At 34.2% G+C, this 22,212-nt stretch carries 20 protein-coding genes and 1 pseudogene; 17 read left to right on the top strand and 4 right to left on the bottom strand.

The annotated features are described in order from the left end of the window. Positions 1–11 precede the first annotated feature (11 nt). The 7 genes from hppD to GKR88_03495 all read left to right on the top strand — a co-directional run bounded on the left by hppD (position 12) and on the right by GKR88_03495 (position 10,216). Positions 12–1,172, top strand: a complete 1,161-nt coding sequence (gene hppD, locus GKR88_03525) for a 4-hydroxyphenylpyruvate dioxygenase (GenBank protein ID QMU63433.1) — start codon at positions 12–14, stop codon at positions 1,170–1,172. A 115-nt stretch (positions 1,173–1,287) separates the two neighbouring features. Beyond that, positions 1,288–2,205, top strand: coding sequence for a tryptophan 2,3-dioxygenase (locus tag GKR88_03520; protein QMU63432.1), 918 nt, complete (start codon positions 1,288–1,290; stop codon positions 2,203–2,205). 94 nt (positions 2,206–2,299) lie between these two features. Next, the gene (locus GKR88_03515; GenBank protein QMU63431.1) at positions 2,300–3,082 is read left to right on the top strand and encodes a DUF3108 domain-containing protein; all 783 of its coding nucleotides are present in this window, start codon (positions 2,300–2,302) and stop codon (positions 3,080–3,082) included. 42 nt (positions 3,083–3,124) lie between these two features. Further along, positions 3,125–4,399: a peptidoglycan DD-metalloendopeptidase family protein gene (locus GKR88_03510; protein ID QMU63430.1), complete on the top strand. Its 1,275-nt coding sequence runs from the start codon at positions 3,125–3,127 to the stop codon at positions 4,397–4,399. Between the two features lie 6 nt (positions 4,400–4,405). Further along, a complete protein-coding gene (locus GKR88_03505; GenBank protein ID QMU63429.1) occupies positions 4,406–5,977 on the top strand; it encodes a glucose-6-phosphate isomerase in 1,572 nt (523 codons plus the stop codon). A gap of 207 nt (positions 5,978–6,184) precedes the next feature. Continuing rightward, complete coding sequence (locus GKR88_03500) at positions 6,185–8,926, top strand: TonB-dependent receptor plug domain-containing protein (protein ID QMU63428.1); 2,742 nt, start codon at positions 6,185–6,187, stop codon at positions 8,924–8,926. A gap of 129 nt (positions 8,927–9,055) precedes the next feature. Next, the gene (locus tag GKR88_03495; GenBank protein QMU63427.1) at positions 9,056–10,216 is read left to right on the top strand and encodes an IS4 family transposase; all 1,161 of its coding nucleotides are present in this window, start codon (positions 9,056–9,058) and stop codon (positions 10,214–10,216) included. A 113-nt stretch (positions 10,217–10,329) separates the two neighbouring features. Here GKR88_03495 and fabD read toward each other — a convergent pair whose 3' ends face one another. Then, positions 10,330–11,217: an ACP S-malonyltransferase gene (gene fabD, locus GKR88_03490; GenBank protein QMU63426.1), complete on the bottom strand. Its 888-nt coding sequence runs from the start codon at positions 11,215–11,217 to the stop codon at positions 10,330–10,332. 101 nt (positions 11,218–11,318) lie between these two features. Here fabD and GKR88_03485 point away from each other — a divergent pair, with 101 nt between their 5' ends. The 8 genes from GKR88_03485 (at position 11,319) to GKR88_03450 (ending at position 17,639) form a co-directional block, all read left to right on the top strand. Next, complete coding sequence (locus tag GKR88_03485; GenBank protein ID QMU63425.1) at positions 11,319–12,008, top strand: queuosine precursor transporter; 690 nt, start codon at positions 11,319–11,321, stop codon at positions 12,006–12,008. Positions 12,009–12,407: 399 nt separating this feature from the next. Further along, positions 12,408–13,115, top strand: coding sequence for a DUF547 domain-containing protein (locus GKR88_03480; protein ID QMU63424.1), 708 nt, complete (start codon positions 12,408–12,410; stop codon positions 13,113–13,115). 97 nt (positions 13,116–13,212) lie between these two features. Beyond that, on the top strand, positions 13,213–13,548 hold the full coding sequence (locus GKR88_03475) for a 4-carboxymuconolactone decarboxylase (protein QMU63423.1): 336 nt from the start codon (positions 13,213–13,215) through the stop codon (positions 13,546–13,548). Between the two features lie 59 nt (positions 13,549–13,607). After that, positions 13,608–14,660 carry a radical SAM/Cys-rich domain protein gene (locus tag GKR88_03470; GenBank protein ID QMU63422.1) on the top strand — a complete coding sequence of 351 codons (1,053 nt, stop codon included), beginning with the start codon at positions 13,608–13,610 and terminating at the stop codon, positions 14,658–14,660. A gap of 8 nt (positions 14,661–14,668) precedes the next feature. Then, positions 14,669–15,160: a rhodanese-like domain-containing protein gene (locus tag GKR88_03465; protein ID QMU63421.1), complete on the top strand. Its 492-nt coding sequence runs from the start codon at positions 14,669–14,671 to the stop codon at positions 15,158–15,160. Continuing rightward, complete coding sequence (locus GKR88_03460) at positions 15,153–15,755, top strand: DUF2064 domain-containing protein (GenBank protein QMU63420.1); 603 nt, start codon at positions 15,153–15,155, stop codon at positions 15,753–15,755. Before GKR88_03465 ends, GKR88_03460 begins: the two co-directional genes overlap by 8 nt. A gap of 62 nt (positions 15,756–15,817) precedes the next feature. Beyond that, positions 15,818–16,630, top strand: coding sequence for a purine-nucleoside phosphorylase (locus tag GKR88_03455; protein QMU63419.1), 813 nt, complete (start codon positions 15,818–15,820; stop codon positions 16,628–16,630). Between the two features lie 40 nt (positions 16,631–16,670). Then, complete coding sequence (locus tag GKR88_03450; GenBank protein QMU63418.1) at positions 16,671–17,639, top strand: methyltransferase domain-containing protein; 969 nt, start codon at positions 16,671–16,673, stop codon at positions 17,637–17,639. Positions 17,640–17,734: 95 nt separating this feature from the next. Here GKR88_03450 and GKR88_03445 read toward each other — a convergent pair. The 3 genes and pseudogenes from GKR88_03445 to GKR88_03435 form a co-directional block, all read right to left on the bottom strand. Then, positions 17,735–17,938 (bottom strand): annotated as a pseudogene (locus GKR88_03445) (IS3 family transposase). A gap of 3 nt (positions 17,939–17,941) precedes the next feature. Continuing rightward, complete coding sequence (locus GKR88_03440; protein QMU63417.1) at positions 17,942–18,232, bottom strand: DDE-type integrase/transposase/recombinase; 291 nt, start codon at positions 18,230–18,232, stop codon at positions 17,942–17,944. Positions 18,233–18,436: 204 nt separating this feature from the next. Further along, on the bottom strand, positions 18,437–19,432 hold the full coding sequence (locus GKR88_03435; GenBank protein QMU63416.1) for a transposase: 996 nt from the start codon (positions 19,430–19,432) through the stop codon (positions 18,437–18,439). A gap of 962 nt (positions 19,433–20,394) precedes the next feature. Here GKR88_03435 and GKR88_03430 point away from each other — a divergent pair. Together GKR88_03430 and GKR88_03425 are read left to right on the top strand one after the other, a co-directional pair. Next, positions 20,395–20,589 carry a hypothetical protein gene (locus tag GKR88_03430; GenBank protein QMU63415.1) on the top strand — a complete coding sequence of 65 codons (195 nt, stop codon included), beginning with the start codon at positions 20,395–20,397 and terminating at the stop codon, positions 20,587–20,589. A 361-nt stretch (positions 20,590–20,950) separates the two neighbouring features. Further along, a complete protein-coding gene (locus tag GKR88_03425; protein ID QMU66631.1) occupies positions 20,951–22,195 on the top strand; it encodes an aminotransferase class I/II-fold pyridoxal phosphate-dependent enzyme in 1,245 nt (414 codons plus the stop codon). The last annotated feature ends 17 nt before the right edge of the window (positions 22,196–22,212 follow it).

Below are 22,212 nucleotides of genomic sequence, written 5' to 3'. Positions count from 1 at the left end.
ATTCACATATTATGAGTAAGGAAATAAAATCAGTAAACTACGGTTTAGAAAAAATATTTGAAGGAGCAGAAGATTTCCTTCCGTTATTAGGTACAGACTATGTAGAGTTCTATGTTGGAAATGCTAAGCAATCAGCACATTTTTACAAAACAGCTTTCGGATTTCAATCTCATGCCTACAGAGGTTTGGAAACAGACTCAAAAGATGCTGTAAGTTATGTTCTAAAACAAGGCAAGATCAGATTGGTTTTAACCACACCTTTAAACAGCAAATCTCCGATCAATGACCATATTGTTCGCCATGGAGACGGAGTAAAAGTGATTGCTTTATGGGTAGATGATGCAAAAAGCGCTTACGAAGAAACCACCAAACGTGGTGCAAAATCTTTTATGGAACCAATGGTCGAAAAAGATGAATACGGAGAAGTTGTCAGAGCCGGAATATACACGTATGGAGAAACCATTCATACATTTATCGAACGTAAAAACTACAATGGGTTATTTTTACCTGGATTCGTGAAATGGACATCTGACTACAATCCTACTCCGGTAGGATTAAAATACATTGATCATATGGTGGGAAATGTTGGCTGGGGACAAATGAATAAATGGGTAAAATGGTACGAAGAGGTCATGGGATTTGTGAACTTTTTATCGTTTGATGATAAACAAATTCATACAGAATATTCCGCTTTAATGAGCAAGGTAATGAGCAACGGAAACGGGCGAATCAAATTTCCTATCAATGAACCTGCAAAAGCAGCTAAACGTTCCCAAATAGAAGAATATTTGGATTTTTATGAAGGAGAAGGCGTACAGCATATAGCTGTGGCTACGGATGATATTATTGAAACGGTTTCCCAGCTAAAAGCAAGGGGAGTTGAATTTTTACCGCCGCCACCGCAGGCCTATTATGATATGATTCCGGAACGCTTGGGAGAACATATGAAAATCATGAAAGAAGATATTTCCAGGTTACAAGAACTTTCTATTTTGGTAGATGCCGACGAAGAAGGCTATTTGCTACAAATTTTTACCAAACCGGTAGAAGACAGGCCTACGTTGTTTTTTGAAATCATACAAAGAATGGGAGCCAGAGGTTTTGGCGCAGGAAATTTTAAAGCTTTGTTCGAATCTATTGAAAGAGAACAGCAGAAAAGAGGGACTTTGTAAATAATAGAAAAGAGATGTTAGATAGCAGAAAATAGATATTGGATAAAAGAAATAGAGATAAGTGCTGTCTTGCTGATATTCTCTATTCTTTTCTCCTTGCTCTTAAAATACAAAAATGAGTAAAGACGACATTTTAAAGGCCATAGAAGAAAAATACCAAAAATTGGGGGTTCCGATACATGCTATGCTGGAAGGACTTTTGTGGAGTAAACCCATTACCTACTGGGATTATATTCAAACAGATGCTTTGCTTGGATTGCAAACTCCAAGAACCACACAACCGGATGAAATGGTGTTTATTATGTATCATCAGGTAAACGAACTGTTGTTTAAAATGATTCTCTGGGAAATAGATCAAGTAGCGAAATCAAAAAAAATCACCGCAGAGAAGTTTACCAAACATTTGATGCGCATTAGCCGCTATTTTGACATACTATCCAGCTCTTTTACGGTAATGGCTGATGGAATGGATCCTGAACAATATTTGAAATTCAGAAATACTTTAGCTCCGGCAAGCGGTTTTCAGAGTGCTCAATACAGGAAAATTGAGTTTGCTTCTACCGAGTTAATCAATCTGATTGATGCCCGCTTCAGGGATACCATTGACAGGAGTTCTTCTTTTAAAAATGCTTATAATCATTTGTATTGGCAGGCTGCGGGTGTTAATCATACTACGGGTGAAAAATCGATTTTAATTCAATTGTTTGACAAAAAATACATGGGAGATTTTATTGATTTTATGGAAGATTATAATGAATGTAATCTTTCAAAAAAGTTCAAACAACTCCCTGAAGATGTTCAAAAAAATAAAGAACTTGTCGAAGCCATGCGGCACTATGATTATACGGTGAATGTAAAGTGGGTCATGGCTCATTATGGCGCAGCCGGAAAATATTTGGGCGGAGATGATAAAGAACTGGAAGCTACCGGAGGGAGTAATTGGCGCAAATACCTGCACCCTAAATATCAAAGAAGAATTTTTTATCCGTATTTATGGAGCGAAGAAGAACTAAAAAATTGGGGGGCGTTTTAAAAAAACGTTAAAAAACATATAATCATACTATTTCATTGGCTTTTTCAATTTTTGGAATATGTTTTGTCATTCATTTTTTATAAGTTTGGTTCCCATGAAAAGAAATATTGTTTTATTTCTGTTAGTCCTTTCTTCCATTACTTTAGCCGGTCAGAAAAAAATAACCCCGAAAGCTTTTAAAAATGGCGAATGGCTTCGTTATAAAATGAGTTATAGTGGTTTTTTAAAAGCCGGGACTGCTGTTTTGGAAGTGGCAGAGAAAGAATTGGATGGCAAAAAAGTATACCACGCCAAAGGAACCGGCTGGACATCAGGAGTGATCAGTTGGTTTTTTAAAGTAAGAGATGTATACGAATCTTACTTTGATAAAGAAGAAACAAAACCTTATCTTTTTAAAAGAGATGTAAATGAAGGTGGTTATACGATAAAAAGAGATATCAAATTTGATTATGAAAACAAAAAAGCTATCATAACCGATTACAAAATAGATACAACAAATTATATTACAATTGAAGATGTACAAGATATACTCTCTTCTTTTTATTATTTGAGAGATCAAAAAGTAGACACTTTAAAAGCAGGAGATCATATTGAAATAAATATGTTTTTTGATGAAAAGGCGCACCCTTTCAAATTAAGGTATTTGGGGAGGAAAAGACTACAAACCAAATTTGGAAAAGTCGAAACCTATATTTTTAGACCGGTTGTTCAAGCCGGAAGAGTTTTTAAAGAGAATGAAAGTGTAACTGTTTGGGTTACTGCAGATAACAATAAAATTCCTGTAAGATTAAAAGCATCACTGGCAGTAGGTTCTCTGAGAGCAGATCTGGAAGCATACAAAGGCCTTGCAAATTCTTTTAATATTATAGTCGATTAAATTGTACTTTTACATCAGATTAAAATTACAAATAGTTCTCTTTTGAAAAAGCTAATACTTTTATTCTTTATTTTAGTATTACTGCATTCATGTAAGGATGATACTAAAAAAGAACTCCAAATTCAAGATTCCATTCCTGTACCAAAAACAGTTTATGAGTTTGGTTATAAGCTAAACGACTATAAGGTAATTAAAGATACGATAAAAAAAGGAGAAAGTTTTGGAGTTATACTTGACAGACATCATGTTTTTTATCCAAAAATAAACAGGATTGCTAAAATTATTAAAGATACTTTTGACGTAAGGAGGGTAAGAGCAGGGAAGCCCTATATGATTCTTGCAAAAAGAGATTCTACGCAAAAAGCGCAAGTTTTTATTTATAAGCATTCTAAAGCGGTTGCTACGGTAGTAGATTTTGCAGACTCAACAGTTACGGCATATTCATATAAAAAACCTGTTAAAACAGTAGAAAAAGAAATTGCAGGAAAAATTTATTCCTCTTTTTCTCAATCCATGGATAGTCTCCGTATAAACCCGGACTTAACATATGACGTAGCCGAAATATATGCATGGACACTGGATTTTTATAAACTTCAAAAAGGAGATATGTTCAAACTTATCTATGAAGAAAAATTTATTGATGATTCCGTATTTATTGGCTATGGAAAGATTAAAGCAGCTGTTTTTAATCATAATAAACGAAATTTTTATGCCTATCGTTTTATTTCTGATTCTATAAAAAGCATCCCTGAATATTATGATGAAAAAGGCAACATGCTGCGAAGTCAATTCTTAAAATCACCTGTTAAATACCAATATCGTATATCCTCAAGATATAATCTTAAGAGAAGAATTGCCTATTACGGATATAAAGTCAGGCCTCATAAAGGGACTGATTTTGCAGCAAAGGTAGGAACCCCTATTATGGCTACTGCCAGTGGTACGGTGATAGAATCTGCAAAGAGAGGCAGCAATGGAAATTATGTAAAGATAAAGCACAATGCTATATACAGTACGCAATACTTACACATGAGTAGCAGAAAAGTTCGTAAAGGACAGTATGTAAAACAAGGAGGTATTATTGGCTGGGTAGGAATGACGGGAAATACGGCAGGCCCCCATGTTTGTTATCGTTTTTGGAAATATGGCAGACAAGTAGATCCTTTCAAGCAAAAATTACCTTCGGCAAAGCCGCTTAAAAAAAGTTTGCAGCCCAAATATTTAGAATTTATCCTCCCTTTAAAAGAGCAGTTAGATGCTATTGCACTAGCAAAACAATCGTATATCCAAAATTTAGAACCCTTTGTTCAAAATTAAGTTCTCATGTCACTAAAGAAGATTGATCCGACTACAACAAAAGCATGGAAAGATTTGTCTGTTCATTATCGGGATTTTAACTCGTTTTCCATCAAAAAAGCATTTATAGAAGATGTACATAGAAAGGAACATTTTTCCATTGTTTTTGATGACTTAACAGTAGATTATTCTAAAAATAGGATTTGGCAGGAAACCATAGATTTATTAGTTCAATTAGCGAAAGAAGTTGAGCTAAAAGATGCTATCGAAAAATACTTTTCCGGAGAAACCATAAATCAAACGGAAGGAAGGGCTGTTCTACATACGGCTTTACGAGGTACTTCCAAAATACCTATCAAAATTGATGGCAAAGATATCAGACCGGACATATCGAGAACTTTAAAAAAAATCAAATCTTTTTCTGATAAGGTAATTTCAGGTAAATGGAAGGGGTATACCGGGAAATCCATTACAGATATCGTAAATATTGGTATTGGCGGTTCGGATCTGGGTCCGGATATGATTGTGGAAGCTTTACGATTTTACAAGAATAAATTAAACACGCATTTTATTTCTAATATAGATGGGGATCATGTTTCTGAGGTGATTAAAAATTTAAATCCCGAAACTACATTATTTGTAATTGTTTCCAAAACATTTACCACTCAGGAGACACTTACAAATGCGAATACTATTAAAAATTGGTTTTTAACATCAGCTTCTCAATTTGATATTTCCAGGCATTTTGTAGCAGTTTCAACAAATCTGGATGCGATATTGGCATTCGGAATAGACAGTAACAATGTATTTCCCATGTGGGATTGGGTAGGCGGGCGCTTCTCTCTATGGTCTGCTGTTGGTTTATCTATTAGCTTAGCCATAGGGTTTGATAACTATCGATTACTTTTAGACGGTGCCGAAGAAATGGACATTCATTTTAGGAGCGCGGAGTTTCATAAAAACATACCCGTAATATTAGCACTTTTAAGTATTTGGTATAATAATTTTTTTGAGGCAGAAACAGAAGCTGTTCTTCCCTACACACAATATCTGACAAAACTAGCTCCTTATCTGCAACAAGCCGTTATGGAGAGTAATGGAAAAAGTGTAGATAGAAATGGAAACCTAATACCATATCAGACAGGTACTATTGTATGGGGCAGTACAGGGACTAATATGCAGCATGCTTTTATGCAATTAGTGCATCAAGGTACAAAATTAATTCCGGCAGATTTCATAGGATACCAACAGTCTTTGTATGGTTTAACTGAGCATCATAAAAAATTGATGGCCAATTTTTATGCTCAAACAGATGCTTTGGCATTTGGAAAAACAAAGGAAGAAGTACATTTAGAGTTAAAAACTTTAGGTAGATTGGAAGAAGTTTCAACACTAATTCCTTTTAAAATATTTACAGGAAATAAACCTAGTAACTCTTTGATTTTTAAAAAGTTAACCCCAAATTCTTTAGGGAAACTAATTGCGTTATACGAACACAAAATATTTATTCAGGGAGTTATCTGGAATATTTTTAGCTATGACCAATTTGGTGTAGAATTAGGAAAGGAACTAGCAAAAAAAATATTGACAAACGCTTAATTTTTAGAACTAGTATCGCTTAACGATTTTATTAGATTTTGTTAACAAGTTAGTTAATATCTATGTATGTGATGAATACCATATATTTGCATATTATTTTATAGATTTGAAAGTCTTAATTTTCTGTTAAAACTTAACATTAAATTAACATTGAAAGTTCTAAAAAAAAGGACTTTTACAAAGCATTAATAACATTAAAATTTAACAATGAAGAATTCTAAAAACTTATTACTCGTGGCTTTCTTATTTATTTCTGTTGCGGTTTTAGGACAAACTAAACTTACAGGTACGGTTGTAGACTCAACTAACGAACCCTTACCTGGTGCGAGTGTTGTAGTGAAAGGTACAACAAACGGAACATCAACTGACTTTGACGGAAAGTTCATGTTAGATTCAAAAACAACTTCCGGTACTTTGGTGATATCCTATATTGGTTACAAAAGTGTAGAAGTAAGCTTTACTTCAGCCGGAGATATGGGAACTATTCAACTAACGAACGACGAAAATCTTTTAGAGGAGGTTGTAGTAAAAGGGTTGATTGATATTGCAAAAGACAGAGAGACTCCTGTTGCTGTAAGTACTATTACAGCTACTGAAATTCAGGACAAATTAGGTTCTCAGGAATTTCCGGAACTATTAAATAATACTCCTTCTGTGTATGCTACAAAATCGGGTGGTGGTTTTGGAGACGGAAGAATTAATATTCGAGGGTTTTCTCAGGAAAACATTGCTGTCCTGATCAATGGAGTTCCGGTAAATGATATGGAAAACGGTAGAGTATTTTGGTCTAATTGGGTTGGTTTGTCAGATGTTACCACCGCAATGCAAGTACAAAGAGGTTTAGGGTCTTCTAAGTTAGCCATATCATCAGTAGGAGGAACCATAAATATCATAACAAAAACAACTGACAAAAAAGAAGGCGGATCATTTTTAGTATCATCCGGTAATAATAGTTATATTAAAACATTAGCGACCTACTCTACAGGTAAGAATGAAAACGGATTTGCGGCATCTTTTTTATTGAGTAGAACAACAGGGGAAGGTTATATAGAAGGAACAAAATTTCAAGGATATAATTATTTTGTTGGTTTAGGTTGGGACAAAGGAGTTCATGATTTCCAGTTCATAGCTACCGGTGCTCCTCAAAACCACAACCAGAGAACTACCAGTTTCTTTAATATGGCATCCTTGAGTGATTATCTGCAATATGGTAGAAGATACAACTATAATCACGGGTATCTAAATGGCCAGGAATTTAACTGGAGAAAGAACTTTTATCACAAACCGATTGTATCGTTCAACTGGAATTGGGACGTTAGCGAAAACTCGTCCTTAACAGCATCGGCGTACTTATCTTTTGGACGTGGTGGAGGAACCGGAGACATTGGCCGTTTAGGAGGTAGATTTGCAAGTGATAAAGCATTTAGAGATCCTGTAACCGGGTTTGTACAGTTTGATAAAATCGTTGCTTCCAACTCCGGAACCCTTACCAATTTTGCCAATGGATTCTCTTACGGAAATACGGCAGATCCAACAACATCTACTTTTCTTGTTAACGATGATGAGTTAAGTGCCTCAAGTATTCCTGCCGGTTTAAGCAGAAGAAATGGTTTTATAAGAAGAGCTTCTATCAATTCTCATAATTGGGTAGGGTTACTAGCTAATTACAATAACAATCTAAATGAAAATTTATCTTTTGATATTGGTTTTGATTTGCGTTCATATAGAGGAATTCATTACAGGAGAATCGATAATTTACTAGGGGCAGCAGGATATCGCGATAATGATGATGTTAATAACCCTTTAAATGTTTTATCTACTGAATATAGCTCTGACTTAGGAACTTTGTGGAATGTTTTCAAGAGCACGGATAATGAAGAAAAAATTAACTATCACAATGATGGTTTAGTGCGTTGGTTTGGAGCATTTGGACAGGTAGAATATAAAAACGACGTTATTTCCGCATTTATTCAGGGAGCTATATCTCAGCAAGGATTTAAAAGAATTGACTATTTTAATTACCTGAATAGTGATCCTGCCAGAGAAACCGATTGGAAAAATATCATTGGAGGTAATATTAAAGGAGGTATCAACTGGAATATTAACGAGCAAAATAACATCTACGGTAATGCCGGATATTATTCCAAGCAGCCTTTCTTTGATGCTGTTTTCTTAAACTTTAGAAATGATTTGAATCCGGACCCCAGAAATGAAAAAATAATAGGATACGAATTAGGTTATGGCTTTAGATCAAACAAGCTGAAAGTAAATTTAAATTTATACAGGACACAATGGAAAGATAGATTTATCTCTGTTTCATCCCGTTTCAATGGAATACAAGGGAATGCAGATATTCAAGGTGTAGAACAAATACATACCGGAGCAGAGTTAGATGCTACCTATGAACTTACCGATAGACTACAACTCATAGGAATGCTATCAGTGGGGAACTGGGAGTACGCCGGAAATGTTTCCGGAACAGCGTTTGATCAAAACCAAACAGCACTAGGTACTATAAACTTATTTTTAGACAATGTAAAAGTTGGAGATGCAGCACAGTTTACATCCAGATTAGCAGTAAACTATGATGTTACCGACAATTTTAAATTGGACTATAGCCACCGTTTTGTAGGGAAACTATATGCGAGAATTAATGCGGAAGACTTTAGTGATCCAAACCATAACGGATCTTTACAATTACCTGGCTATTCTCTGGGAGACTTAGGAGGCTCTTACGGATGGGTTTTGGATGAAGATACATTTGAGTCTATCTATTTTAGAATTAATATAAATAATGTATTTAACACAGAATACATAGCGGAATCTGCAACCAACTATTTCCCGGGAAGAAACGGTAATACAGCCACTTTTGATGGTATCAATACTGATAATAAGGTATTCTTTGGTTTTGGAAGAACTTGGAACCTAAGTATAAGATATAGTTTTTAGTTAGAGAATTTTTTTTTAGTACATGACAAAAAATATAATTAATTGATTATCAGTAAATTAAATGTTAAATAATTAAAATAAAGCATTGATTTTCAGTATATTAGAAGAATAACATCACTCATTTTTCTAATGAAAAAAACCAATGCTTCCACTAAAAGTAGTGAATTAAATTCAGTTTTAAGTTCTCATTTCCAAGGTAAGATCAATTTGGCAAGAATCAAACTCATATCACATTTCATTATCGCCCTCTGTAAGGTACAGACAGTTACCTTTGAAAAGGTAGCCAACGCTTTTGAGACCTCAGTAGATTCGAAGTCATCACTCAGACGTATTCAAAGATTTATTGCTGATTATTCGTTGGATGGAGATTTGATCGCTCGTCTTATATTTAGTCTCCTTCCTAAGCAAGAGGGATTGATCTTGAGTATTGATAGGACCAATTGGAAGTTTGGTCAGACCAACATCAACATTTTTATGTTGGGAGTTGTCTATAAAGGTGTTGCCTTCCCATTTATTACACGCTTATTAATTGACGGTGCCGTGTTGGGAGTTGTCTATAAAGGTGTTGCCTTCCCATTGTTATTTACTATGTTAGATAAGCCAGGGAACTCTAACAGTCAGGAGCGTATTGATCTTGTGAATCGTTTCATAAGACTTTTTGGCAAAGATGTTATTAAATCCATTGTAGCCGATAGAGAGTTTGTAGGTAATCATTGGTTGGATTTCTTGAATACAAATGGAATCAAATATTATATCCGCATTCGAAACAACTTTAAGGTAGAGCTTCCTGATAAGAACAAAACCATCAAAGTATTTCACTTGTTTAATCCACATAAGATCAATGAGTTTGTGTATTATCCTAAAATTGTACGTGTTAATGGTCAGCTTTGTTTCCTTTCCGGATGCAAGTTGTACCCAAAAAATGGAAAGCCTGATTTCTTAATCATTGTATCGTTCAACGCTCCTGATAAGGCCTTTGAACAATACAAAGAACGATGGCAGATAGAGATGTGTTTTAAAGCAATGAAAGCCAGTGGCTTTGATATTGAAAACACACACCTGCAAGATATTAAGCGTATTGAAAAATTAGTACTGCTTGTAATGATGGCTTTCGTATGGTGTTACAAAGTTGGTATATATTTACATCAGATTAAGCCTATCAAAATAAAAAAGCATGGAAGAATGGCTAAAAGCATATTCAAATATGGATTAGATTATATCGCTTCTGTGCTATTAAACCCTGTAAATCAAAACAATATGAACTTGACTAAATTTTTGTCATGTACTTAGGAATTTTTTATAAAAAAAAGAAGTTGTCTTTTTAGATGGCTTCTTTTTTTTGAACAAATATGTGAAATCAATTCAAATATAGAATATATCCCTATTTTGCAAATATCTTCTAATTATAAAGAGTAATTAGCACTGCTAGCAGTAACATTTCTGTCAATTTTTCGTAACAACCCCTGTAGCACTTTTCCCGGTCCTACTTCTGTAAACGCTGTTGCTCCATCGGAAATCATAGTTTGCACGGATTGTGTCCATCGCACAGGAGCTGTTAGTTGCGCAATTAAATTTTCTTTAATATCTGCTGGTTCTATAACAGCCTTAGCAGGTACATTTTGATATATAGGGCATATAGGCTTGTTAAAAGTCATGGTTTCAATAGCCTTCGCCAATTCTTCTTTTGCAGGTTCCATCATAGGTGAATGGAATGCACCACCCACCGGTAAAACCAAAGCTCTTCCGGCTCCTTTTTCTGTCAATACTTTACAGGCTTCTTCTACGGCTTCTATTGCTCCGGAAATTACCAATTGCCCAATACAGTTATAATTTGCCGGAACTACAATTCCATTAATATCATTACATACTTGTTCTACTATCGAATCTTCCAAACCCAGTACGGCTGCCATAGTGGAAGGCTGTTTTTCACATGCTTTTTGCATAGCCAGTGCGCGTTTTGAAACCAGTTTTAATCCGTCATCAAAAGTCAATACTTCATTGGCAACCAATGCAGATAATTCTCCTAAAGAATGCCCTGCAACCATTTCCGGCTGAAAAGAATCTCCCAGTATTTTTGCTAAAATAACCGAATGCAGAAAAATAGCAGGTTGTGTAACTTTCGTCTCTTTTAACTCTTCAAGTGTCCCTTCGAACATGACATCCGTAATACGAAATCCCAAAATAGCGTTTGCTTTTTCAAATAGATCTTGTGCCAAAACAAAGTTCTCATACAGTTCTAACCCCATTCCTACATATTGCGACCCTTGCCCCGGGAAAATATAAACTTTCATAAAATGTGGTTTTATTTTTAGTGAGGGCAAAAATAAACATTTTCTTTACAACCTTAAAGACATATGTTTAAGCCGGGAGTATAATTAGTATATTTGCAACTATGGTTGAAAAAAATAGATATCAGGCACAATTTATCTATTTAATTCTTGCAGCACTTTTTATTGCATCGTTAGTAGCTTCAAATTTAATTTTCCAGAAATTTTTCTACTGGGAGCCTTTTGGATGGTATCGTTTTGAAATCTCCGTAGGGATCTTGCCCTATCCTATCACTTTTCTAATTACAGATATTTTATCAGAAATATATGGTAAGAAAAAAGCAAATCAAGTTGTGGTTGCCGGTATTTTTGCTTCCTTTTTTTCAATGTTCATCATACTGGCGGCAGAATATGCTCCGGCTTTGGATAATTCCAGGATCAGTAATGCGGAATTTTCCAAAGTGTTTGGCTTATCTCCCATAGCCGTTTTAGCATCCATGTTAGCCTACCTGTTTGCGCAATTTCTTGACATCAGAATATTTCATTTTTGGAAAAGAGTTACCAGGGGAAAACACTTATGGCTGAGAAATAATTTTTCCACTTTCCCTTCCCAATTTGTAGATACCTTTACTATAATTCTTTTATTGAGCCTGTTCGATATCCTGGCATGGGAAAATTTTACAACCTATTTAATCGGTGGCTTTTTATTCAAGGTTATAGTAGCGCTTATTGATACGCCTGTCATTTATTTGATTGTGTACATATTTAGAAAAAAATTCAAACTTAAAATCGGAGAAGAGTTACATTATACTTAATGAACTCATCTTAACTTTTTCTATTTCCTAAAAAATGACTGAAATTCACCTGTATTTCGTTACTTTTCTTAACTGTAGTGCTGCTATAGCTTTCAAAAAGTGCCTCATCCAGATAAATTTCAGTTCATTTTCGGTTAAATCCGAATGATGCATTAGAAAATCTATTACAGCTTGAAATTGTTTCAAAATATTGCTTCGCTGCATTTTTGAAATGAACCGTAGCAGTGCTACGCTACATTCCAAAAAACGCTATATTTTATCACGATTTCAACCTTCATTACGAAGTTCTAATACATAATCCGGGTTAAAAACAAAAAGTTAAGATGAGTTCAATTTTTTATTGTAAATTTTGTTGCGTAACTTCGTCTAAAGGAGCAAGCACCATATAAACCAATCATTATGAAAAAAATCATTCTTATACTATTCGTAAGTACTTTTACAAATGCTTTTAGTCAAACTTCCATTTTTAATGAATTGTTGCAAAAGCATGTTGATGAAAAAGGGAACGTAGATTACAAAGCATTTAAAGGAGAAGAAGAAAAATTAGATGATTTTCTGGCTTTTTTGGAAAAAGAAAACACCTCTGAATTTGAATCGGAGAATGCTGAAAAAGCTTTTTGGATTAATGTATACAACGCTTATACCGTTAAATTAATTTTAATGAATTATCCGTTAAAAAGTATCAGACAAATTAAGCAAAACGGTAAGGATGCCTGGAATATTCCTTTTGCAAAAGCCGGAGGAAAAACATATACGTTAAACTTTGTTGAACATGAAATTCTGCGAAAAAAATTTAAAGATCCAAGAATACACGTGGGTGTAAATTGCGCTTCAGGCTCTTGCCCCAAGTTAGCTAATGTAGCCTTTACAGCAGCGAATATTGATCAACAACTCGAACAGCTAATGGTTGATTTCATCAACGATCCTATTAGAAACAAACTCGGTAAAAAGAAAGTAGAAATTTCCGAAATCTTTAATTGGTTTAAAGGAGATTTTACTGCTAACGGATCTGTAATTGACTATATAAGTAAATACGCCAAAGTAAAAATCAATAAAAAGGCCAGGATAAAATACCTACCTTACGACTGGAGTCTAAATGGAAAATAGCTCCTGACTTTGAGTTTGGGTTCGATAACTTTAAAATATGAATAACCTTACTTTAATTCTTCTCCGGACATTTAAAGTAACATAAAATAATAACCTGATGGCGAACACATATTATGATACTTCTGATTTAAAAAAATTTGGAAACATTACGGAATGGAGTGAAGATTTGGGGAATAAATTTTTTGACTACTACGGAGCAGTATTTGAAGAAGGTGCTTTAACCGCTCGCGAAAAATCCTTAATAGCTTTAGCAGTTGCACATACGGAGCAATGCCCCTATTGTATAGATGCATATACAAAAGACGGATTAGAAAAAGGTATTACAAGAGAAGAAATGATGGAAGCAGTGCATGTTGGAGCAGCAATTAAAAGTGGTGCTACCCTAGTGCATGGAGTTCAGATGATGAATAAAGTGAATAAACTTGAAATGTAAAATCAATTACGAGTTTAGGATAATAATTCCATAGTTCGTAATGGGCAATTCGCAATTAGATGAAAAAATCGCTTTTAGCCAGAAATAATGATTTGGCGAATACGGAACGCCAATTAGAAATATTGTCGAATGGTATTTTTGCCAATGGTGAGTTACCTACATTTGCAAAAAAAATAAAAGAAACCAACCAATTTCCTTTACGCCCAAAAAAGCTGGAAATTTTGCAAATCAACCTGGGGTATATGTGTAATCAGGTATGTGCACATTGCCATGTAGATGCAGGCCCGGACAGAAAAGAAATTATGACTGTTGAAACCATGCAACAATGTCTGGATGTTATTAAAAATACGGGCGCACATACTTTAGATTTGACCGGAGGAGCTCCGGAAATGAATCCAAATTTCAGGTGGTTTGTAGCAGCAGCAGCTAAAGCAGGTATCAAAGACTTTATTGTTCGATCTAATTTAACCATTATCAGAGCAAATAAAAAGTATTATGATTTACCTCAATTTTTCAAAAAATACAATATCCATGTAGTTTCCTCAATGCCACATTGGACAAGAGGAAAGACAGATAAACAGCGTGGAGATGGCGTTTTTGACAAATCAATTAAGGCTTTACAAGAATTAAATGCCGTAGGTTATGGAATGCCTGATAGTAGTTTGCGTCTGGATTTGGTATACAATCCTTCCGGTGCATTTTTGCCGGGAAACCAGGCTGCCTTGGAAAAGGACTTTAAGAACGCTTTAAAAGAAGACTTTAATATCGATTTTCATCATTTATTTGCGATTACAAATCTTCCTATAAGCAGATTCTTAGATTACCTGATAGCTTCGGAAAATTATGAAGATTATATGTATGCCTTGGTAGAAGCATACAACCCTGTTGCATTAGAAAATGTAATGTGTACGAATACTATTTCAGTGAGTTGGAACGGTTGGTTATACGATTGTGATTTTAATCAAATGTTGAATTTAAAAGTAGCCGGTAAAGTAAAACATATTGCCGATTATAATGAAGAACTATTACAAAATAGAAATATTACTATCCATCAACACTGCTATGGTTGTACGGCCGGTTCGGGGAGTAGCTGCCAGGGTGCAGTAGTATAATTGTTAAAATGAAGAAGCTAATTTTTATTTTCGTATTGCTCTCAAAAAGTACATACTCCCAAAATGAACTAAGAAGTTTGTTAAAAAAATACAATACGGAAAATATTCCTTATATCTCCGTAGATAGTCTAAAGAAAATAACCGAAGATATCATTTTACTTGATGCGCGGGAGAAAAAGGAGTTTGATGTTAGTCACCTTAAAGATGCACTATTTGTGGGTTATGAAAAATTTGATATTCGGAAAACAATGAACATGATTCCTGATAAAAAGAGTAAAATCGTTGTGTATTGCTCTTTGGGAGTTCGGTCCGAAGATGTTGCCGAAAAATTAAAAAAAACCGGATATATCCATGTGTTCAATTTATATGGAGGGATTTTTGAATGGAAAAACAACGATAATAAAGTCTTTACATCTAAAAATATAGAAACCGAAAAAGTACATACCTGTACTGCAGAATGGAGCAAGTGGTTGTTAAAAGGGGAGAAGGTATATGAGTAAAAATCAAATCATTATTTTTACTAGAAATCCCGAGCTCGGAAAAGTAAAAACACGCTTGGCAAAGGTCATTGGAGACATAGATGCGTTGAAAATATATACTTTTTTACTAAACAAAACCAAAGAGGTTACACTGAAATTACCTTGTGACAAAGCGGTATATTATTCCGAAAAAATTCAAGAGCACGATATTTGGAATCCTCAATTTTATCAAAAATATCGACAAAAAGGAGATGATTTAGGAGATAGAATGGAAAATGCTTTTAAAGATTCATTCAAAAAAGGATATGAAAAAGTAGTAATTATTGGTAGTGATTTATACGATTTAACATCAATTCATATTGAGAGTGCTTTTAAAAAATTAAACGATTATGATGTTGTTATAGGGCCGGCAAAAGACGGAGGTTATTACCTTTTGGGAATGAAAACTTTATATCCCGATATTTTTAAAAACAAAAAATGGGGAACAGCAACCGTTAGAAAAGACACCCTAAAAGATTTGGAAACAGTTACTGTATATTTATCAGAAGAATTAAATGATATAGACGTATATGAAGATATTAAAGAAAATGACTTGCTTATGAATGTTATTAATTGAAAAAGTGTAAAAATATCCAATGAAAGAAGCTGGAAGGGACTAATAAAATAATCTTAAAATTTATGCTAACACAACTACAAGAAACAACTCACTATCTAAGATCAAATGGAGTTATTGATCCGGAAATCGGAATTGTTTTGGGAACGGGTCTGGGGAAATTAGTTGACGAAATAGCTATTGAAAAAGAAATCACGTATTCGGAAATTCCGCATTTTCCGGAAGCAACTGTTGAGTTTCATTCGGGAAAACTCATTTATGGAACGTTGTCCGGTAAAAAAGTTGTTGTGATGGTAGGGCGGTTTCATTTGTACGAAGGGTATAGTTTTTATGAGATCACCTACGGAATTAGAGTCATGCATGCCTTGGGAATATCCACATTATTGGTTTCCAATGCAGCCGGTGCCATCAATTTGACATATAAAAAAGGGGATTTAATGCTTATTAATGATCATTTAAACTTGCAAGGGAGTTCTCCCTTAGCATTTAAAGGAGCCTCTGATTTTGGATCTATTTTTGTCGACATGTTGGAGCCTTACTCTAATAAATTAAACCTTCAATTACAGGAAATTGCACAGCAAAACAATATACAATTGCGCAAAGGAGTATATGCAGGCGTTGTAGGCCCACAACTGGAAACCGGAGCCGAATATAGGATGTTGCAGATTTTAGAAGCAGACGCTGTGGGAATGAGCACGGTTCCCGAAGTTATTGTAGCTAAACAATTGGAATTGGAATGTGTAGCCATTTCAGTATTGACAGATGAATGTGACCCTAAAAATTTACAACCTTTAAATATTGAAGAAATTATGGCAATTGCCAATGAAGCAGAACCTAAAATGATTACCTTGTTTAAAGAATTAATAAAAAGAACTTAATCGATTGATTTTATTTACTTGACGACTGAAACTTAAAATGATGAGTTATTTAAAAACCACACATGATGTATATAAAGAAGCAGCATTAACACCAGATATCGGACTGTGCTGCACGACAAACCCTGTTTGGGAATTACCGGGTTTAAAGATTCCGAAAATAATGCAGGAAATGAATTACGGATGTGGTTCAACCGTACATGCCCGTGATTTAACCAATAACCCGAAAATGTTATATGTTGGAGTTGGAGGCGGAATGGAGTTATTACAATTTGCCTATTTTAACCGTCAAAGAGGCGGTGTTATTGGTTTAGATGTCGTAGACGAAATGTTGGAAGCTTCTCGTAAAAACTTTAAAGAAGCTGAAAAAATAAATCCCTGGTTCAAGAGTGATTTTGTGGATTTGCGAAAAGGAGATGCCATGGATTTACCTGTTGAAGGTAATTCAATTGATGTTGCCGCTCAAAATTGTTTGTTTAATATTTTTAAATCGGATGACTTAAAAAAAGCAATTGCAGAAATGTATCGTGTGCTAAAACCTCATGGTCGTTTGGTCATGAGCGATCCTACTTGTGAGCAACCTATGAATAATAAACTGCGTAATGATGAACGTTTACGGGCTTTATGTTTAAGTGGAAGTTTGCCCATTGCCGATTATGTAAAAGCATTAACAGATGCCGGTTTTGGTACCGTTGAAATTAGATCTCGTAAGCCTTACAGGATCTTAGACCCTAAGAATTACCCAACAGAAGAGCTGATTTATATAGAATCTATTGAAGTGGCGGCTATAAAAGACCCGATGCCGGAAGATGGCCCCTGTGTTTTTACAGGAAAGGCCGCTATCTACTATGGCGATGAGGATTATTTTGACGACGGTGCAGGGCATACTCTGTTAAAAAACCAACCCTTGGCAATTTGTGATAAGACCGCTAAAGCTCTACAAAATTTAGGTAGGGATGATATTTATTTTTCAGCATCTACATTTCATTATGACGGAGGTGGGTGTTGTTAGGTATGCCCATGAGCAAGTAGGTCTTTTTAGGGTCTGATTTTCGTACTATTTTTGGTTTGAACTTGCAACAAAAAACTGGACAAAAAGAAGTGAGATTATGCTACTAATTTTTGATGTTTGATTTGTTGTTCAAATTCTTCTATAGATTTTAGTCCTAAAGCAGAATGTAATCTTTTCTTGTTGTACCAAGTTTCTATCCATTCAAATACAGATAGTTCCGCTTGAGATCTGGTTTGATATTTATGATTATAAACCCATTCTACTTTTAAAGATTTAAAAAAAGATTCCGCTACTGCATTATCTCAACAATTACCTTTTCTACTCATAGATTGTCTTATCAAGCCATTGTAAAATTTAACAATAGTTGTAAAGCTACTACTTACATATTGTGAGCCTCTGTGTGAATGAAATATCAAATATTGTGTAATATGTGTGTTCTTAATAGCCATACGCCAAGCATTAATAATAGTATTTTCAGCAGTTAAATTGTTACTAAAAGGCCATCCAACAACTTTTCTATTAAACAAATCAATAATGACTGTTAATACATCCAGCCTTGTTTTGTGTGTATATAAGTCATATCTGAGACCCAGACTTGATTTCTTCTATCTACATTACAATCTTGATTCAGTAAAGAAACTGGGGTTGGGGACTCAGAGTTGAGATGCTTACACACATAGTTTATATAAAAATGTTTCAAGCATTTATAGCCTGATAAATGGAAAAGTACTAAGATGATGATCACCTCGTATTCTATGATAAAAACAAGTAAAAGTTGAGATATTATTTTTACTAATTTATGCAGCAAATTTAAAAGTATCTACATAGGGTGTTTGTCGTTTGACAACGGCAAACACTCTTGCTATTAATTTGTTTCTAATAATGTTAACGGTACTCATTTTACTTTTGCCTTGTTTTATTCTTTTATGATAGTATAATTTCATTTCTGGGTTATGTTGTATAGCAGAAATAGCGCACATATTAATAATTGCTTTCAATTTTTTATTAGCCAAATGAGAGACTTTTGTACGTCCTTTAATACTAGTTCCAGATTGGTAAGGAAAAGGAGCAACACCACAATAAGAGGCAAACTTTCTCCAGTTTTCAAATTTTGAAAAATTGTCAGTAAACACAATCATCATTATAGCAGTTTGCATTCCTATACCTTTAACACTAGTAACAAGTTTATAGGTTTCTTTTAACATTATATTTTGGTCAATAATAGCTTGCATTTGAGTATTAATCTTGTGTATTTGTTTGGTTAGTTCTGCAATCATTTTTTGTTGAACGTCAAAGATTATTTTATACTCTTTTGCTTTATAAATTCTTTTTTGTTCTTTCAAAGTAACTTTAAAACCAGCTCTTTGTTTGTTAAGTTTTGTCCTTAAAGATAAGAGACTTTTTAGTTGTAATATACTTCTTTTAGGTAGCTTACTGGGTTTAAGTTCTTCTTTTAATCGATACCCATATAGAGCAATGCGTTTGGCATCAATTTGGTCATCCTTTCCACGAGCAATACCAATAGATCTTTTAATTTCTAAACCAGAAGCTATGAAAAAAGATAATTTTTGTTCAGTTAAAGACACAGATAATAAATGAGAGTACATTCCTGTATGTTCAAATACAAACATGGTTTCTTCTTTAGAGAAAGACGAATTTTTAAAACTCCACTTTAGCATTAATTTAAATCCAGATTTACTGTTCTCAAACTGTTGAACAATTTGTTTAGAATAGATACAAACATCAATTAATAATTTACTGACATCGATTCCGATAATTTCATTTGTTTTCATAATTTTGTAATTAGATATTAATAATAGTTACTTAAACTAAGACCTTTAATAAGGGCAGAAACTGAAATTCTATATGGTTCTAAGTAACTTTTAAAAAGAACGGAGACTAATACGGGGGATGGCTCTAAAAAGCTAGCTGGCCGCTAAAGTTCACTCCGTTCTTTTGTGTTTTTGGTTATCAACAAAATAAGAGTTATTAACAAAGAAAAAAAGAAGCAAAAAAAGAAATTTCATCATAACTATTATGTTTTTATTTTAAGTAATTATTTCTATTTGCTAATCTAAAGGCTGTAGCTCATTTTAAAATTACGTTTTTTATAAGACCGCTTCGATTTTGATTCTGATAACATCAATTGCCCTATTTTTGGACCCATTTCAAGGTAAAATTCATCAATGGCATAAAAAATCTCAATGATTTTGTCTATATTTATAAGCATAGGAAAGAAATTGATTTTGTTGTATAATTAATTGGTTTTCAAATATTAATATACGAAAATCATAACTTCTTTCTTTTCTTTTTATAGTTAAATTTCAATAAATAATTTCGCCGAACTCAGGTTGGAAGTAAAATATGATTATGATTTAGAACTAATTGATAAATCAGATGAGACTAAAATTAAGAGACCTTTGCAGAATTGATTTGGCAAAAAAGTTCGACACCCGAAGAAAACTTTCAACCGGAATAACCTGTTGGTTTTGAGTATTTAAAATTTTAGAGAAGGAAGAAATTTGAAGCCAAATCAATTCAAATATGGAGTATATCACTATTTTGCAAAAGTTTCATTAATATATTAAAAGAGGGAAGGGGGGTAACCTAAAGTGAATTGACTAAAGAGATTAGTACTTTTTTGGAAATATGAGTTAGAGTTGGAGCTAAGACGAATACTTCGTTAGTTAAGACAGGAACACAGTTTAGTAAAAACTCATTAGAACGATTGGCACAAAGAGGTATAACTCAAAAGATGGCTCAAACTGCAATTAGTAAAGGGCAGAAATTTTATGACCTTCTTAATAAATCAATAAACTATGTTCTTCCGAATGGTTTTGAAAGCGGTAAAAGCTTGTTAGTTGGTACTAATCCTCTGACAGGACAGGTTACTACCGTGATTAGAAGTAGTAAGAATTTGATAAAAAAGCGTTTTATACCAATTAAATAGAAAGCACTATGATACTAAAACAATTAATTCAAATACTCGATAATGCACAGAATATCAAGAAACCTCGATTTGATAAAGGCGATCGAAAAATACCTTGGAAGTTTTGTTTTTAAAGACCGGCAGGCATTAGCTAACTACTTTTTTAAACAGGGTGTAAATTTTCAGTTTATAGAGGATGTTCGGGAGATAAGAGCTTAAAGTTGGAAAGTTAAAAGTCTCAAGTTAGTTTTCAACTCAACTTTTACACTTTCCAACTGGAAATCATATAAGTTATTGCTAAATAGCGTTTTTGAAATTTGATTTACTGATAAAAAATGGGTTAATTTGTAAGCCGAAAAAAATATATGACATTAGGGTTATGATGACAGACTTATTTAAAAAAATTACCGAAGATAAAGGACCTTTGGGAAATTGGGCAAATGAAGCGGAAGGATATTATATGTTTCCGAAACTGGAAGGGCCGATTTCTAACAGAATGTACTTCAATGGTAAAAAAGTAATTACATGGAGTATTAATGACTACTTGGGATTGGCTAATCATCCGGAAATTTTAAAAGTCGATGCAGCCGCAGCCGCAGCACACGGAATGGCTTATCCTATGGGAGCAAGAATGATGTCCGGACATACCGTATTTCACGAACAGTTGGAAAAAGAATGTGCCGAATTTGTAGGTAAAGAAGCTTCCTATCTGGTCAATTTTGGTTATCAGGGGATGGTGTCAGCCATAGATACATTGGTCAATAAAGATGATATTATCGTATATGATGTAGATACTCATGCATGTATTATTGACGGAGTTCGTTTACACCCGGGGAAACGTTTCGTGTATAAGCATAATGACATGGAAAGTTTTGAAAAAAACATAAAACGTGCAGAAAAAATAGCAGAAAAAACCGGAGGAGGTATTTTGGTTATTTCCGAAGGGGTTTTCGGAATGCGCGGCGAACAGGGACGCCTGAAAGAAATAACTGCGTTAAAGAAAAAATACCATTTCCGCTTGTTAGTAGATGATGCACACGGATTTGGTACCTTAGGTGAAGGGGGCAGAGGTACCGGCTATGAACAAGATGTACAAGATGATATTGATGTATATTTTGCCACTTTTGCCAAATCAATGGCCGGTATTGGTGCTTTTTTTGCAGGAGATAAAAACATCATACAATACTTGCAGTATAATATGAGATCCCAGATGTTTGCAAAATCACTTCCAATGGCAATGGTAAAGGGTGCATTGAAACGTTTGGAAATGATTCGTACCATGCCGGAACTGAAAGATAAGCTGTGGAAAAATACAACTGCATTGCAGTCCGGTTTACGATTAGCAGGTTTTGATCTGGGAACTACGGAAACATGTATCACTCCGGTATATCTAAAAGGAGATATTCCGGAAGCAATGGCATTAGTTCATGATTTGCGTGAAAATTACGGGGTATTTTGTTCCATTGTAACATATCCTGTGATTCCCAAAGGGTTAATTATTTTGAGATTGATCCCCACGGCAACACATAACCAAGAAGATATCGATACTACTATCAAAGCATTTTCCGATATCCGAAGTAAATTAGAAAGCGGAGCCTATAAAGAAATTACTACAGCAGGTATGTAACTGTTATAATTTTGTTT

It is taken from the genome of Flavobacteriaceae bacterium, assembly GCA_014075215.1.
Classification (GTDB): Bacteria; Bacteroidota; Bacteroidia; order Flavobacteriales; family Flavobacteriaceae; genus Polaribacter.
The sequence above is the reverse complement of the archived record's forward strand: the minus strand, read 5'-3'. Positions and strand labels throughout refer to the sequence as shown.